The organism is Pedobacter sp. D749 (assembly GCF_019317285.1).
Classification (GTDB): Bacteria; Bacteroidota; Bacteroidia; order Sphingobacteriales; family Sphingobacteriaceae; genus Pedobacter.
Map to the genome: position 1 here is coordinate 3,151,614 of NZ_CP079218.1, position 15,634 is coordinate 3,167,247.

Sequence of the window (15,634 nt, forward strand, 5' to 3'; positions counted from 1 at the left end):
CAGGCTTCACTAAGCAAATTATATTTTGATACGTCGTCATTCCCAATTTAATTGGGAATCCTAATGCTATTTCAAAGTGCTTTAAGATTCCCGCCTGCGCGAGAATGACGGGAAACGAAATAAAATTCTGAACTTAAAGCTATATTTTACTTTTGATACAGCCTCGTATATTATTTACTTTTCAGCTCGCTAATTGGAGCAATTAATGCAAATGCTTTATGCACTTTTTCCACTTCCAGTTCTTGCGGCAAAGAGAATTCAGCAGTTTGTTTTATATTTAAAGATGATGAGCCAATAGCCACTTTATAGGTTCCAGTTTCAGCAATCCAGGCACTTTTACTTTCCATAAACGAGGCTAAATCTTTCGCAGACAGGGTTAACGGTAAAGTTTCTGACTGGCCAGGTTTAAGTAGCCTGGTTTTAGCAAAAGCTTTAAGTTCTTCTACGGGTTTATCAATATTTTGATGTGGTGCTGAAAGATACAATTGTACAATTTCTTTACCGGCAACCTTACCAGTATTTTTTACCGTAATGAATGCGTTTAACTTTCCATTAAAAGTTTTGCTACTCAATTTAAGGTCGGTATATTCAAAATTTGTATAAGACAGACCATAACCAAATTCAAACGACGGTTTTACCTTAAATGTATTGAAATAGCGATAACCTACATAAATCCCCTCTTCATAAGTTACATTTTCTGGATTCGCGATAGGTGTGCCCAGCCAGTTTTTAGCCGATGGCGTATCTTCATATTTTATGGGAAAAGTCATCGTTAGTTTACCCGATGGATTTACTTTTCCAGAGAGAATATCTGCAACAGAATTTCCTCCCTCCTGGCCTGGCTGCCACGATAATAAAATCGCATCAACTTTATCTTTCCATCTAGCAGTTTCAATTACCCCACCAATATTTAAAATTACCACTACTTTTTTCCCTTTTGCATGGAAAGCCTCGCTTACATTATTAATTAGGGTTACTTCATCTGCAGCAAGGTTAAAATCGTTATCAACCGTTCTATCCCCTCCTTCACCGGAGTTTCTGCCAATCGTAATAATGGCCAGTTCTGTAGTTTCTGCTTTTTTAGCAATGAGTTCTTTGTTTAATTCAAGTTCTGGTAATCTTTGTGGCAAAGCCAAAATACCACGTTCTTTACGGCTCTCCAATTCTGCAGCTTTTTCTTTTGCAACAAATGGAGTGTACAATGTTTTCAGTTCGGCATCTAATTGATAACCACCTTTTTCTAAACCTTCTATCAAGGAAACGGTGTATGCCTCATTTACATCGCCACTTCCGGTACCACCGGCAATAAAATCATAAGAAGTTACGCCAAAGGCCGAAATTGCTTTTGCCTTGGCAGTGTAGGGCAATAAGTTATTGTTGTTTTTAAGCAAAATCATTCCTTCAGCGGCAGCATTTCTGGTTACTTCTGCATTTGCTTTAAGGTTAGGCTTGTTGCTATATTTGTATTTGGCTATGGTTGGTGATTTAAAAACCAATTCTAAAATCCTCTTGAGATTGGTATCAACTACAGACTTAGAAAGTTTTCCGTTTTTCATGTTTTCTAAAATGGCTGCTTTTTGCGCAGGAAGCCCTGGCATGAGCAGGTCGTTACCAGCCTCTAGTTGTGCTACCACATTGCTTGTTCCTGCTTTTAAAGCATTGAAACCAGCGTAACCACCAAACCAGTCGGTCATTACAATACCTTTAAATCCCCATTCATCACGGAGGATATCGGTCAAAAGATCTTTTCTTGCAGAGGTGTAGGTTCCATTGATCAGATTATAAGATGACATCACCGTCCAGGGATTTGATTCTTTAACGGTAATCTCAAAACCTTTCAGATAAAGCTCCCGCATGGTCCTTTCGGTGATGTGCTCATTGATGGATAGACGATTGGTTTCCTGGTTGTTTGCCGCAAAGTGTTTGATCGAAGTACCAACCCCATTAGATTGGATACCGTTAACCATCGCAGCTGCAATTTTACCGGCAATTAGGGGATCTTCGGAGTAATACTCAAAGTTACGTCCATTTAACGGGTTGCGGTGGATGTTTAAAGCAGGTGCCAAAAGCACATCAACACCATATTCTTTCACTTCGTTACCCATGGCTTTACCAACACTTTGAATCAATTCTGGATTCCAGGTCGAAGCCAATGCAGTACCCACGGGAAAAGCGGTACAGTAATAGGTATTTTTATCGTTATCACGGATGGGTTTAATACGCAGTCCGGCTGGGCCATCGGCCACAATAATTTCAGGGATGCCCAACCGCTTAATTTTGTAAGTACCGCCAGCAGCACCCGGCACCCGGCCTTCAATGGCGCCAACAACTGGTGTAAGTCCGTCGAAACCAGGCATTCCCGTACCCATCAGCATTGATGCTTTTTCTTCATCGGTCATTTTGCTGATCAGATCATCAATCCGTTCGCTTATCGGAAGCCTGTAATCTTCATACTTATCCAGTTTACCGTTCCTGTTCATATCTTCAAAGGTAAAACCGTTTATGGTTAAGGTTGGGTTTTTTCCATTTGTGGAAGCATTTTTCCAGGAGATATTGGCAAATACCAATACCCCCATCAGCGAAAGCTTAAGCACCCCGTTAACATGGTTCTTTTTCATAATCTATATTTATTAATTCATTAACTTTTGATATTTCAACCAATCTTCAAACCGATCGGCCCAGCTATCTACAGGTAGGTTTTGTTTGCCCATACCAAAGCCATGGCCACCTTTTTCGTACATATGGAGTTCTACAGGATAGCCACCATCAAGCCATTTATTGTATAACTGGATGCTTCTTGGTGCAAGCTTTAACTGATCATCGCTGGCTGCACAAACAAACATTGGGGTAACCTTTTTTGGCATTGGTTTTTGCAGCAAATCAGCCGCCGGACCGCCATAAATAGAGGCTACAAAATTTGGAACGTACGTTGTATTATTGTTTAACACCGTTTGCATGGCAACAGTACTGCCAGCAGAAAAACCAATAATCCCGATTTGGCTGGCTTTTACACCAAATTTTGATGCATTTTTATAAACATATTCGAGTGCCTTTTTACCATCCTCTGCAGCCAATTCAATTACGGGTGCAGTCTGTTTTTCAAAAGTGGCACGATCTTTCAACTTATCCATCATTTCTTTTGCAGGGTCGTTAGTGATGGTTTCTACCAAACGGTATTTGAGCACAAAGGCCGTAATTCCTTTTTCGCTTAACCTTTTGGCCAGGTCTATTCCCTCTCTGTTGATGGATAAACTCTGAAAACCTCCTCCAGGTGCAATTACAATGGCTGTTCCCGTATTCTGAACGCCTTGCGGCACTTTGTAAACCAATAAAGTTGGTGAGGTAACGTTGTAAACCACTTCTGTTTTAAACAGTTCGGAATAGGTTTGGGCCTCCTTTTGTTTCCAGTTTTCTGATCCCGGGGCAACGCCATTGTATAATTTAACAGTTTCTTGTGCTTTTACCGACACGGAGAAACTTAAAGCGACTAGCAGTATTAAGATAATTTTATTTTTCATGATTTTATATTTTAGTGAACTGAATTAAAATGAACTTTAAACTTTTCATGGTTTTACAACTTTATACTGTGCTGTTCTGGCATCTTTAATTACACCTTTCCAGTTTAAGCCGTAGCCAAAATCGTAACGGTTACCTTCGGTATCCTGATGCGGAACCAGATCGAACGGCACATCTTCTTTTTGCTCTTCAACGGTTTTCATATCCGCTGGCATCTGTACCGGAAGCAGGCCTGATGGCTCTGTGCTGCCAGAAATAATATCCAGAACAGCCTGTGTTGATACACCAAAATTTAGTACAATACCATTTACCGCCTTTTCGAATTCATTAAAGACCATTGGTTTTGACGCTGTAACCGAAACAATTACTGGTTTCCCTTTCATCATTTCTTTGGTGTCTAAAATGGTCCTTAAATCCATAGTATTGGCAGCGGTAACCGTTTTGCCTTTGTAATTGCGATCTTTAATGGTTGGGTCGATTACCTGATCGCCAGCGGCAATACTTTTTGCCCTTGCATATTCTGCGGTGTAAGTGCCATATTGTAATGAAATTGGCACATAACCATTGCTGCCGTTATTCCTGTCGTTAATGTCATAACCGCCTTCGGCACTCTGTGGACTGGTCACAAAAACCAGGGCAAAATCAGCCTGATCGGGATTATCTGTTACGATATAATATTTTTTAACCAACGCTAAATTTACAGGATAATCTAACCTGGCAGGTGTGTAAACTCCCCACCAATCTTTGGTAGGAGCTGAATAAATTTTAGGGATATAAACGGTTTTCTTTTCTTTGAGCGGCAAAATGTTTGCCTTGTTTTTTAAGAGTATTACTGATTTAAGCTGCGCATCATATCCAGCTTTCATAAACTCGGCCTTACCCACAGTGGCATTAGTTTCGGCTACATTTAAATAAGGATTTTCGAAAAGCCCTACACGGAAAATGTTTTTCAGTAAACGCACTGCCGATCGCTCAAAACGTGCCCGCATAAATTTCTCGCCATATTCTTTAACACCCATTTTATAGGCTTCCAGAACCGGTTTTTTATCGTTGTTACCACCAAACTGGTCAACGCCTGCCATTAACACCTTGTAATGTCTTTCTGCAATACTTAATGCTTCAGCTCCCCAGGGCTTTCCTGCAAATAGGTTTGGCGTTTTACCCTCATCTCCGGTAACCAGCCAATCGGTGCACACGACACCATCATAACCATATTTATCACGCAGCAGATCGGTTATGATATATTTGCTGTAACTATTGGCTACGTTTTCGTTGTACTTTTTATCCTGATCGAAAGTGATGGTATAATAGGGCATTACGGCAGAGGCCTTACCTGTTTTTCCATTTAATTTAAATGCACCATTTACAAAAGGATCAATATGCTGCTGCAGGTTATTACCTGGATAAACGGCGAATTTCCCATAAGCCCAATGCCCGTCTCTGCCACCTTCTTCTGCCCCACCACTCGGCCAATGTTTAACCATCGCATTTACACTTTTGTAGCCCCAGCCATCTTTAATTTCATGCTTACCATAAGAAGTTTGAAAACCATCAATGTAAGCCCTTGCCATATCAGTAGTTAATAAAGGGCTTTCGCCAAAGGTCATGGCAATGCGATACCAGCGGGGTTCACTACCTAAATCTATCTGAGGAGATAAAGCCGTGGCAATGCCCAGGGCGCGGTATTCTTTTGCGGCAATCTGGCCAAACTGTTGCACAATTTTTGGATCGAAGGTAGCCGCCATGCCCAAACCATCGGGCCATAAAGAAATTTTGCCTCCGGCACCTGCATTAAATTCGCTGGTAACTAAAGCGGTATTTCGTGGATCGGTACTGTTGTTCGCGGGGATCCCCAGGCCGATTCCTTCTACAAAGGCCTGTGCATTGTTGTTCCAAATGGCAGCCACTTCCGGCGTTTGCACACTGGTGATTAAAACATGACGAAGGTTATCATCCTTAAAAAACTGTTTCTGCTGATCGGTTAGATCAGAGGCGCTGGCCTTACTTTCCGGAAAAACCTTGCCATTATAGGTGCCTGCATTATAACCCGAAATCCCTGCTGGCATGGCCTGATGACGGCTGTATAACATTAAACCTGCAATCTGCTCAACCGACATTTTTGAGGCCAGGTCCTTAGCCCGCTCATCGGCAGATAAACGCCAGTCTTCATACCTGTCCAGCTTACCGTTTTTATTTAAATCCTTAAATTTTTTACCCCCAATAGTTAAAATTTTAAGGCCTGAGGCTGACGAATAACCGAGTGTTGCACCATTGTTATTTTCTACCAGCGTAAAACCATCCTTTTGCTGTGCATTTACCGCAAAACAGGCTAAAACACCCAGGGTTAATGTTGTTGTAATTTTTTTCATCTGTTTATTATTACATGTGGCTCTTTCTGATGTTAAAACCTAAAATTAAGTGAGGCCTCAACAGTAAACGGACGGATATACGAGCCTACTAAAAGTTGGTTATAATAAGCTGAGGCATCGGTAATCAGCTCTGCTCCATTGATTGTCCCTTTAGCTCCGGTCTGGTTTAAGAAGTTTACCGCAGTTACGCCAAAATCAAAGTGTTTGTTAATTTTATAGTTTACACCTCCAAAGGTTTCCCACCTTGCGGCGAAATAAAGTGCATTGGTGAGGTTGGCAAACTGCTTACTGAAATAGCGGAAACTTGCCCAAACCTTTACGTTTTTATAAGTGTAACTCGGATCGATCTCCATTAAGATTTTAGAAATCTCCAGTACATTTTTATTATCATAAGAGTAACTGTTACCAAAAGCGTTAAAATTATAGTTTTTATAGATCGGGTTCTGGAAAGTTACCAGATAGTGCAGGTTAAACCCTTTAAATGGATTGGTTACAATGTCGGTAGTCCAGCCTACCGTCTGGATATCGTAATTTACAGTAGCCACCTGAGAATCGCTTCCATTGCCTGGATTAACCAGGTTTAGCCGTGCCTGATAGTTGTTTCTGGTAAGATAGGTGGCCTGGGAAACTACACTAAATTTATCATGGTTAAAATAAATCCCAAATGCACCTAACGGACTTTTTGTTTTATCCACATTGGGTACAACAGCTCCAGAATAACTTTCTAACCTACCATTGTTTTCTGCATAGGTAAAATCTGCCAATAGCCCTAGCTTATCGGTAATTTTATAAACCGCATTAACAGATCCGCCAAGGTGGAACCAATTATTATCGATATAGGTTTTCTGACGCTGATCAAACACGAAACCACTGGTTCTAGGGGTTAAATAGTAATCGCCCTTAACTTTTTGGTAGCGTAAATTCAGGCCATAGTTAAGGGATAGTTTATTTGAAATTTCCCATTTATCAGAAAAATAAGCCGATAATTTATTTTCGTATCCATTATGGTATTCTCCGCCAACATTATAGTTATAAAAACCATCCGCATCGGTATTTGAACTACCGCCTGCAGTATTTCTAACCAATTTCCGGGGATTGGCCTCTACGGCTTGGTAGTAGAAAGAACGGCTTGAGGTAAATTTGTCGACATCATAAAAATATTCGGTTAAACCGATTCTTAAATCATGGTTATTTACTTTTTTTGTAATTTCAAACCTGGACATGGCCGTTTTCGTAGGCACTTTTGGCGAACTCAAAGCCAACATCGAATTTACATTTCCGGCATAGTCCTCCCCTGTTGATTGATAAGAAAATCCACCACCTGAAGCAGTTTGGAAAATACTTAGCGGAATAGTTGTAAGTGTTGTTGCTTCTGCATACCTGAAACGGGTAGAAAAATTAAACTTCCATCCATTACCCAGTTTATAATTCCCCAGCACATCAAAAGACTGGGAAGTTGAGGCAGCATCGTTGTTCCCTAAATTTTTATAGCTGAATTCTCCGGTTAAAATATCTTTAACCTTTACCGTTCCATCATTGATAATATAAGAATCTCTACCGATCCTGAAATTATCCAATTCTTGCACCTGCCCGTTTTCCTTATACTGGAAAACCGCATAATTGGTTAAAGAGATAGATTTGGCATATTTATAAAGGAAACTGATCTCACCTTTATCCTTTTTAAAACGTTTAGTTAAACCGGCACGATAAATCTGGGTTTTATCAGAATAGTTAGAAAACCGAACATCAAATGAATTTGGATCATAGTTCTGATAAATACCGGCTACATAAGACCAGCCATTGGATAATGGTCCGGAAACATTCACATCGCCTTTAAGCCAACCATAATGACTGGCCGACAAATTACCTACCAGTTCGAACTTTGGCGTTCCCAGTTTGGTATAAGAGTTTACCGCAAAGCCCAGATCGCCAGTGGTAATAACCGACTCCCCTATTTTTAGCAGGCCCGTTTTAGCCAGGCTTACACTCTGGCGCCATGTTCTGTTAGGCAGTTCGGGCCAGAAAAAATATACTACAGGCAAATCGTTTTCCTGGATGGTAATACCTCCAACAGTTGAAGGAAGACCAATATTTACATCTCTTGGCCCGGTATTGTTTGCTGCGTTGAGCATCACATTTCGGTTATCTTCTTCTTTTTTCTCTACAATTTTCTTTTGTGGGATGGAGTCTCTTTTTACAGGATCCTGGGCAAATACAGGAATGGAAAATGCCGACATTAAAAACAGTAAAATGCTTTTAGGGGTGCTCATAACTAACGAATAATTAAACTATCTGATATTTTATTGATTATTTTTTTAAAGCATAAAAATTTTTGAGGCGAGATAAATTGGTTAGAAAAAATCAAGCGACTTCTCATTGCTTCATTATGAAGCAATATTAAGATGTTTAATTAAGAAAAACAAATTATTAATTTCGGTGTCTAAAAAACATTACTTTACAGCAATGATTATTCAAGAAATACAAGATGCGAGTGCCGAAATGTGGCGTAAATCCCTGCCCCATATTTCAATTGATAGTGTGGTGTTTGGCTTTCACGATAACAGCTTAAAAGTATTGTTGCTGAAAATGAAAAACGAAGACAACTGGATCCTGCCGGGAGGCTATGTGAACAAAGATGAATCTATTGATGATGCAGCAAAGCGGATCTTGTTCGAGCGCAGCGGAGCGGATAAAATCTTTCTGAATAATTTTGGTGTGTTTGGCGATCTTAACCGCTCTGAAGGCTATTTTGAAAGCTATCCAGATGATCTATGGCACAAGCAACGTTTTATCACCATTGGCTATTACGCCCTGGTGGATTATACACAGGTAACTCCTGTTGCAGATAATTTTTCTGACAAATGTGAGTGGATCCCGGTTGATAAGCTACCTAATATGGTGATGGATCATGCAGTAATCTTACAAAAAGCATTAAGTACGTTAAGGGAACACATCAGCTACAAACCTATCGGCTATAACCTGCTTCCCAAAACCTTTACCATGCCAGAGCTACAATCATTATATGAAACCATACTGGGACAAAAGTTGAACCGGGGAAACTTCTACAGAAAAATGATGCGTTACAATATCCTGATCAAACTTGACGAACCCAGAAAAGGTGGAGCACATAAGGCCCCTAACCTATATAGGTTTGATGAGCAAAATTATGAGATAGCAATAAACGAATTTAGGTTTTAGTATGACAATAAAGTTGAATTAAAGCAACCATATTATTCGATAAGCAGGCATAATATTTAATAAAATTTCCCTCTTAAACCCTCGTTAAGTTTAACAATAAACATTCACGTAAATTGAATGATGTTACCTTGTCGTACCATTTCTCCTGAAAAATAAGCTAATTCGAAAGCCATCTGTTCGCTCCCACGCTACAATCCTATATTTCTTTAAAGAAAGAATGATTAATGTAAAAGCTTAAACCAGTTGCAGCCACAGATATCCGAAATTGTTAAATATTGTCAAAAAAGTTAAAAAGGGTTAATGATTACGCAGACAAAAAAGAAGTCAATAATTTCGGAGTATGAAAACTAAAATTACACTTCTTCTTATGTTATTTGGCGCACTGGGTGTGGGCAAAATAATGGCTCAAGACTCATTACATAAACATTCTGTTTATGTCGCTCCGTTTGTTGGTCTAAATTCAACAATTAAGGCCCCCGTATACGGAGCCGAGGTTGGATATGAATATCGGCTCAATAAACATTGGGGACTTACTGCCGGCGCAAATATCGCTTATACGCAAAAGAACAATCCTGCTATTTATGATGGTAATAATGGGGGTAGACAAGCAAAAAACTCTAAACTTGTCCAAAATGCATTCTATGCTGGTGCTAAATATTATATGGGTAAGTTTTACCTGGCGGCTGATTTTGGCTATCAGGACGCTTATTCAACAATAAACCATCAGTATATGGGTACAGGATCCAGTTACAATTATGGTACCACAGCGACAAACGGATTTTATCAGGCTTATGGTATTGGCTATCAAATGCCGCTTGCAAAAGGTGATAACATCGAGTTTTTTGCAAAAGGAACCAACGCAAATAGTAACACGAGTTACCTGATTGGCTTTAAGTATAATTTTGGGCTATTTAGAAGAAAGTAATTCTTTGCCACTTAAAACTTACCCAGGTATCTTTAAAATAACCTGGGTGAGCTTAGGCAAACTTAAAATAGGAATTATATATCTTGACAAAAAATTTATAACATACATATCTGCAGTTATTTATGGCAAATAAAAATAGCTCACTATAGCGTATTAATCTTCATGTACGCTAATTTTTCAGGGAAATTGCCGCTATATTTCACTTTTTAGGGATATTTCAGCCTCAAAATATGCTTTCTCAATGTTTAGAAGGCGTTCGATATTTTTTGATTAGGAAATCATTCATTTTTCATCTATGATATGTGGGGCTATCAATCTAAAGAAAGAAGCAACAACGATTAACCGGACATCTTTGAGTGTAGGGTTTATCTTATCTCTTTTTCTAATTATATAGGTGTCTTTATATGACCTTCCGGAGTCGTATACAGTAGGCTAGGCTTGATTGGTTTTGTAATAGAAGTTATCCAAAAATCATAATTGTCTAAACATCCTCGGAATTAATTCGTATTTGATACAAGGTGCTCATAATCATAAATAATATTTAATCATCATAACATGCTAATTATCAGCGAAATTTCAAACATTATTTATAAGACATTGCAAGTATTATAAAAAATAATTATTATGTAGTAGTTATTTTACATTAAAATTACGTACACTTGCAACATATCACTAAAAGTGGCTAATTTACATGATGTCAAAAAAATATGTTCGAGTTTAATCTGAGGTATCTTTATTTTATAATTTTCATTGTTGCTTGCTGCACAATTGGGATGTCATGTAATCGTTCAGATCAGAAAATTAATTACATGAGAGGAGATATGTTGGATGTCTTTAGGCTTGCCAAACTTCAAAATAAAAAGGTTTTTGTAGTAATTTCTGATAGTAATTGTGGTAAGTGCAATAAATTTTTCAACTTCCTAGACCAGCAAAAGCCTACTGTAAAAAGGCTTCAGAATGAATATGTTTGTTATAAAGTGGATATAAATAATAAAAATGAAAAAGCATTTGCTGAATTGGTTAAATGCCCTTCATATCCTTTCCCATATTTCTTTGATAATTCTGGTAATTTATTAGCTTTCGGTTACCCAAATAGTAAAAATTATGACATTAGCAATCTTGACAACATTGGTATCTCTAATTTTCGTTTTGCTGAACTTTTCCAGCTTAATTGCACTATAAATGATTATAAATTATCGATTTCTCAATGTCTCAAAGGAACATTTTTATTCAGAATGAATAAGTTTTTTGAAGCATTTTCACTATTTAAAAACTCATTAGAAAAGATTATTTATCCTTATAATTTACGTTACACCAATGATTTAATCAAAAAAGCACATGTAATCAATTATAGTATTAACGATAAAGTTAGTCAATACAAGCCATCAGTATCAGATACTTTTTTGTATGGGGATTGCTTTCCATATATATATAATAATGCTAATGCTCCAACTACCTTGAAAGCCATTAAAAATCAATCGTTTAAATTAGATTCGAAGATTAAAAACCTAGGCGTACTTAAGGTTGGCAATCGTTATTTTTTCCAATTTTCGATTGTAAACCAATCGAAAACGCCGTTGATTATTTACAAGGTGAGTCATCCGTGTGATTGCATAAAACTTTTTTGGACAAAAAAACCGTTAGGCTACAATGAAACTTCCACAATCAAAGGCGAGTTCATCCCCTATGCGACTGGCGAATTTAGTAAAGAAATATTCATACATAGTAATTCAATTAATCAATCAATGGATATAATTAAAATAGTTGGTACTGTAAACAAATAACTCAATCTAATTTATCATAAAATGAAAAAAAAATATATTGCTGCATTATTGCTAGCAGTTAACTTACTCCCGGCCTTTGCGAGTGCTTCGACTTATTGGGGTTCTCCGGGCTTTGGACAATGTGGGGGATCTTTGTACTCTGGTGATATGTATTGTGAAGACGGATATACTTGTGTATATGTGGATAATTATTATTCACAATGCTTGCCCCTCCCAGGAACTACTTTTTCGAAAACCTTTTCGCTGGTATCCCCCCCGGGCTTAGTAAAGTATGTTTATCCAGGTGGTCAATCAATTATTTTGACTGCCAAAAATCTAAATTTTCTTGGTGCTTTAGTAACAGTAACTTGTAATTATGGTCGTACTTGGTCTCTCGTCTCACTTCCTTTTGCCGAAGATTATAAAGGTTACTCTATTCTTCACCCAATACCTGTATATTACTCTTTTCAGGCATCAACAGATGCAGATGCAGCACTAATTTCGTTTTCTTGTAAATAAATAAGATAGTTATGAATAAGTCAACAACAATATTTTCAATTTTAATATGTGTGTCAGTCATAAGCTGCAAAAGGGATCAAACTGCAATGACACATTCCCCTATTTCAAATGTCAAATATTCAAATTCTGATTTCCCCAGAAAAGTTAGTCAATTAATAAAAAGCGATACATTGATTGATTTCGATGTAAATAGAGCCGTAACAACCGCTGATAAACCTATAACTGCAAGTGAGTACGCAAAGATGCGGGTTGCCACTTATCGGTTTTATCGTCATGTTAAATTAATTGATGGCAAATATATATATCAAGGGGAGGGTGGTAGTAAAGCAATAAATTTATCGGAACGAGTGTTTTCTGCTTTCACAAACAATTTAAATGAGATTAATAAGGCTGTTTCTAATGAACAACTTGCTAAGGGCAAAACAGAATTGCAACTTACCAAGGACGAAAAAAGAGAATTGCCGGAAGTGACTGATGAATATTTAAATTCATTGTTAAAATAGCATATCTGTTTTTCCAAAAGTCCATCTTATCAGTAATAGCTAAACATCCTTTTTGTAAATTTACTTTAGTTGGACATTCCTTCCTATGTGAAAACATATGAAGGAATGTTACGTTGCCTACTTAAGACCTCTTGAAGCGCCTGAACGTTGCTGATATATGGCGATTGAGGTAGGCAGTTCTTGAATTGAGTGTACTTCTGGAACATTCACATTGTTGAAAAGCCTACGGACATAAGGCGAGACGGATTCCAGATAGTGCCGTTGCGCTTCAGCATGGAGTGTGCGGAAGGCAAGAGACGATTTTCCTGATCCGAAAACGCCCGTAAATACAACCAGTTTTATCCCTGGGAATTTCAAATGAAATATCTTTTGGATTATACTCTCTTACGCCCTTTACCCGGATTACATCAGACTTACTCCCATTCACCATTACTTCTGTTTATAGCATAAGCAACAGAAATCAGCGTAGTAGGCTTGTGAAATCTGAAAGCACTCACAAAGTAAAGCGAACTTTAAAAACATTAAAATTACACTTCTTCTTATGTTATTTGGCGCACTGGGTGTGGGCAAAATAATGGCTCAAAACTCATTGCTTAAACATTCTGTTTATGTCTCTCCGTTTGTTGGTCTAATTTCAACCATTAAGCCCCCTATACGGAGCCGATGTTGGATATGAATACCGGCTCAATAAACATTGGGGACTTACTGCCGGAGCAAATATCGCTTATACGCAAAAGAAAAATCCTGCTATTTATGATGGTAATAATGGTGGTAGACAAGCAAAAAATTCTAAACTTGTCCAAAATGCATTTTATGCCGGTGCTAAATATTATATGGGTAAGTTTTACCTCGCGGCTGATTTTGGCTACCAGGATGCTTACTCAACAGTAAACTATCAGTATATGGGTACAGGATCCAGTTACAATTATGGCACCACAGCGACAAACGGATTTTATCAAGCTTATGGTATTGGCTATCAAATGCCGCTTGCAAAAGGTGATAACATTGAGTTTTTCGCAAAAGGAACGAACGCAAATAGTAATACGAGTTACCTGATTGGCTTTAAGTATAATTTCGGGCTATTTAGAAGAAAGTAATTCTTTGCCACTTAAAAACTTACCCAGGTATCTTTAAAATAACCTGGGTGAGTTTAAGCAAACTTAAAAATTGAAATTCTATATCTTGCCAAAAAAAAAAATTAGCATGCATATCTGCAGCACTTATATCAACTGAAAATAGCTCACTAAAGCGTATTGATCTTCATGGCACGCTAATTTTTCAGGGAAATTGCCGCTATAATTTCACGTTTTAGGGATATTTCAGCCTCAAAATATGCTTTCTCAATGTTTAGAAGAGCTTTCGATATTTTTTGATTAGGAAATCATTCATTTTTCATCTATGGTATTTGGGGCTATCAGTCTAAAGAAAGAAGCAACAACGATTAACCGGACATCTTTGAGTGTAAGGTTTATCTTATCTCTTTTTCTAATTATATAGGTGTCTTTACACGCCCTTCCTGAATCATACACACTAGGCTCGGCTTGATTGGTTTTGTAAATAGAAGCTATCCCAAAATGATAATCCTTTAAAACATCATTTATAATGCACCACCGTATCATAAAAAGGAGTATGATTTGACAATTAAATTACATATATTCGTAATATCTTACTTATACCGCTAATTTACATGGTGTAAATAGTTGGTACTGTAAACAAATAACTTAATCTAATTTATCATTACATGAAAAAAAAAATTATTGCTTCATTATTGCTAGCGATTAACTTAGTCCCGGCGTTCGCGGATGCCCAGGTAATCATTCTTAATAATCCACCTCACACCGCTCTGCTGGCGGTACCTACGCAAGGATTCGAAGTAGATTTCGCCTGGGGCGGTGGTCAAGATATACTTCTCACTGCCGAAAATCTGAATATTCTTGGTGCTTTGGTACAAGTAACTTCTCCTATTGGTCATAGTTGGTCTTTCGCCTCACTTCCTCTTTCTAAAAATTATAAAGCTTATTATTATAAACACCCACTACCTATAGCCTGGAATTTTAACGCATCAACTAATGCAGATGTGGCACTAATTTCGTTTTCAGCTCAAAATATACAACATCCTCAACAATAAATAAAAAAACATAGTCAATGAATAAGTTAACAACAATATTATCAATTTTAATATGCGTGGCAATCATAAGCTGCAAAAGGGATCAAACTGCAATGACACCTTTGCCTATTTCAAATGCAAAATCTTCAAATAATGATTTGTCAATAAAAGTTAATCAATTACTAAAAACCGATACATTGATTGATTTCGATGTAAATAGCGCCGTAATAACCGCTGCTAAACCTATAGCTACAAGCGAATACGCAAAGATGCGGGTTGCCACTTATCGGTTTTATCGTCATGTTAAATTAGTTGACGGCATATATATATATCAAGGGAAGGGTGGTTATAAAGCTATAAATTTATCGGAACATCTGTTTTCTGCTTTCACAAACAATTTAAATGAAATTAATAAGGCCGTTTCTAACGCCCATGCAAAGGGCGAAAAAATAGAATTGCCGGAAGTGACTGATGAATATTTAAATTCATTGTTAAAATAGCATATCTGTTTTTCCAAAAGGCCATCTTATCAGTTATAGTTAGACATCCTTTTTGTAAATTTACTTTAGTTGTACATTCCTTCATATGTGAAAACATATGAAGGAATGTTACGTTTGCCTACCGAAGACCTTCTTGAAGGGCCGGGATGTTGCTGGTATAGGGCAATCGAGGGAGGCAGTCCTTGGATTGAGTACACTTCTGGAACATTCATCTGGTTGAAAAGCCTGCGAACA

General features: G+C 37.8%; 12 protein-coding genes. 8 read left to right on the forward strand and 4 right to left on the reverse strand.

All coding sequences use genetic code 11. From position 1 onward, the window contains the following. Nucleotides 1–170: 170 nt before the first annotated feature. From KYH19_RS12720 to KYH19_RS12735, 4 genes are read right to left on the reverse strand one after another with little or no spacing between them, the layout of a single operon-like run. Complete coding sequence (locus tag KYH19_RS12720; RefSeq protein WP_255562415.1) at nucleotides 171–2,618, reverse strand: glycoside hydrolase family 3 N-terminal domain-containing protein; 2,448 nt, start codon at nucleotides 2,616–2,618, stop codon at nucleotides 171–173. A gap of 12 nt (nucleotides 2,619–2,630) precedes the next feature. After that, nucleotides 2,631–3,518 (reverse strand): alpha/beta hydrolase, encoded by an 888-nt coding sequence (locus tag KYH19_RS12725; protein WP_219075386.1) that lies wholly within the window; start codon nucleotides 3,516–3,518, stop codon nucleotides 2,631–2,633. Between the two features lie 45 nt (nucleotides 3,519–3,563). Beyond that, nucleotides 3,564–5,885 carry a glycoside hydrolase family 3 N-terminal domain-containing protein gene (locus KYH19_RS12730; protein ID WP_219075387.1) on the reverse strand — a complete coding sequence of 774 codons (2,322 nt, stop codon included), beginning with the start codon at nucleotides 5,883–5,885 and terminating at the stop codon, nucleotides 3,564–3,566. A 32-nt stretch (nucleotides 5,886–5,917) separates the two neighbouring features. After that, entirely contained in the window at nucleotides 5,918–8,155 is a 2,238-nt protein-coding gene (locus KYH19_RS12735; RefSeq protein WP_219075388.1) for a hypothetical protein, read from the reverse strand. A 193-nt stretch (nucleotides 8,156–8,348) separates the two neighbouring features. On the opposite strand from KYH19_RS12735, the gene KYH19_RS12740 reads away from it, so the two are divergent. From KYH19_RS12740 to KYH19_RS12775, 8 genes are all read left to right on the forward strand, one after another. Next, on the forward strand, nucleotides 8,349–9,083 hold the full coding sequence (locus tag KYH19_RS12740) for an NUDIX domain-containing protein (protein ID WP_219075389.1): 735 nt from the start codon (nucleotides 8,349–8,351) through the stop codon (nucleotides 9,081–9,083). Between the two features lie 340 nt (nucleotides 9,084–9,423). Then, nucleotides 9,424–10,008, forward strand: coding sequence for a hypothetical protein (locus KYH19_RS12745; RefSeq protein WP_219075390.1), 585 nt, complete (start codon nucleotides 9,424–9,426; stop codon nucleotides 10,006–10,008). Between the two features lie 809 nt (nucleotides 10,009–10,817). Beyond that, nucleotides 10,818–11,792 carry a DUF1573 domain-containing protein gene (locus KYH19_RS12750; protein ID WP_219075391.1) on the forward strand — a complete coding sequence of 325 codons (975 nt, stop codon included), beginning with the start codon at nucleotides 10,818–10,820 and terminating at the stop codon, nucleotides 11,790–11,792. A gap of 21 nt (nucleotides 11,793–11,813) precedes the next feature. Next, complete coding sequence (locus KYH19_RS12755; protein WP_219075392.1) at nucleotides 11,814–12,290, forward strand: hypothetical protein; 477 nt, start codon at nucleotides 11,814–11,816, stop codon at nucleotides 12,288–12,290. A gap of 11 nt (nucleotides 12,291–12,301) precedes the next feature. Next, on the forward strand, nucleotides 12,302–12,793 hold the full coding sequence (locus KYH19_RS12760) for a hypothetical protein (protein WP_219075393.1): 492 nt from the start codon (nucleotides 12,302–12,304) through the stop codon (nucleotides 12,791–12,793). A gap of 833 nt (nucleotides 12,794–13,626) precedes the next feature. Next, entirely contained in the window at nucleotides 13,627–13,890 is a 264-nt protein-coding gene (locus KYH19_RS12765) for a hypothetical protein (RefSeq protein WP_219075394.1), read from the forward strand. Between the two features lie 644 nt (nucleotides 13,891–14,534). Then, the gene (locus KYH19_RS12770) at nucleotides 14,535–14,921 is read left to right on the forward strand and encodes a hypothetical protein (protein WP_193421497.1); all 387 of its coding nucleotides are present in this window, start codon (nucleotides 14,535–14,537) and stop codon (nucleotides 14,919–14,921) included. Nucleotides 14,922–14,938: 17 nt separating this feature from the next. Then, nucleotides 14,939–15,400, forward strand: a complete 462-nt coding sequence (locus tag KYH19_RS12775) for a hypothetical protein (protein ID WP_193421499.1) — start codon at nucleotides 14,939–14,941, stop codon at nucleotides 15,398–15,400. Nucleotides 15,401–15,634 lie beyond the last annotated feature (234 nt).

Excerpts from the sequence above, each read along its gene's own strand:
- KYH19_RS12720 (WP_255562415.1), bottom strand. The coding sequence starts at position 2,618 with ATGAAAAAGAACCATGTTAACGGGGTGCTTAAGCTTTCGCTGATGGGG.
- KYH19_RS12725 (WP_219075386.1), bottom strand. The coding sequence starts at position 3,518 with ATGAAAAATAAAATTATCTTAATACTGCTAGTCGCTTTAAGTTTCTCC.
- KYH19_RS12730 (WP_219075387.1), bottom strand. The coding sequence starts at position 5,885 with ATGAAAAAAATTACAACAACATTAACCCTGGGTGTTTTAGCCTGTTTT.
- KYH19_RS12735 (WP_219075388.1), bottom strand. The coding sequence starts at position 8,155 with ATGAGCACCCCTAAAAGCATTTTACTGTTTTTAATGTCGGCATTTTCC.
- KYH19_RS12740 (WP_219075389.1), top strand. The coding sequence starts at position 8,349 with ATGATTATTCAAGAAATACAAGATGCGAGTGCCGAAATGTGGCGTAAA.
- KYH19_RS12745 (WP_219075390.1), top strand. The coding sequence starts at position 9,424 with ATGAAAACTAAAATTACACTTCTTCTTATGTTATTTGGCGCACTGGGT.
- KYH19_RS12750 (WP_219075391.1), top strand. The coding sequence starts at position 10,818 with ATGAGAGGAGATATGTTGGATGTCTTTAGGCTTGCCAAACTTCAAAAT.
- KYH19_RS12755 (WP_219075392.1), top strand. The coding sequence starts at position 11,814 with ATGAAAAAAAAATATATTGCTGCATTATTGCTAGCAGTTAACTTACTC.
- KYH19_RS12760 (WP_219075393.1), top strand. The coding sequence starts at position 12,302 with ATGAATAAGTCAACAACAATATTTTCAATTTTAATATGTGTGTCAGTC.
- KYH19_RS12765 (WP_219075394.1), top strand. The coding sequence starts at position 13,627 with ATGGGTAAGTTTTACCTCGCGGCTGATTTTGGCTACCAGGATGCTTAC.
- KYH19_RS12770 (WP_193421497.1), top strand. The coding sequence starts at position 14,535 with ATGAAAAAAAAAATTATTGCTTCATTATTGCTAGCGATTAACTTAGTC.
- KYH19_RS12775 (WP_193421499.1), top strand. The coding sequence starts at position 14,939 with ATGAATAAGTTAACAACAATATTATCAATTTTAATATGCGTGGCAATC.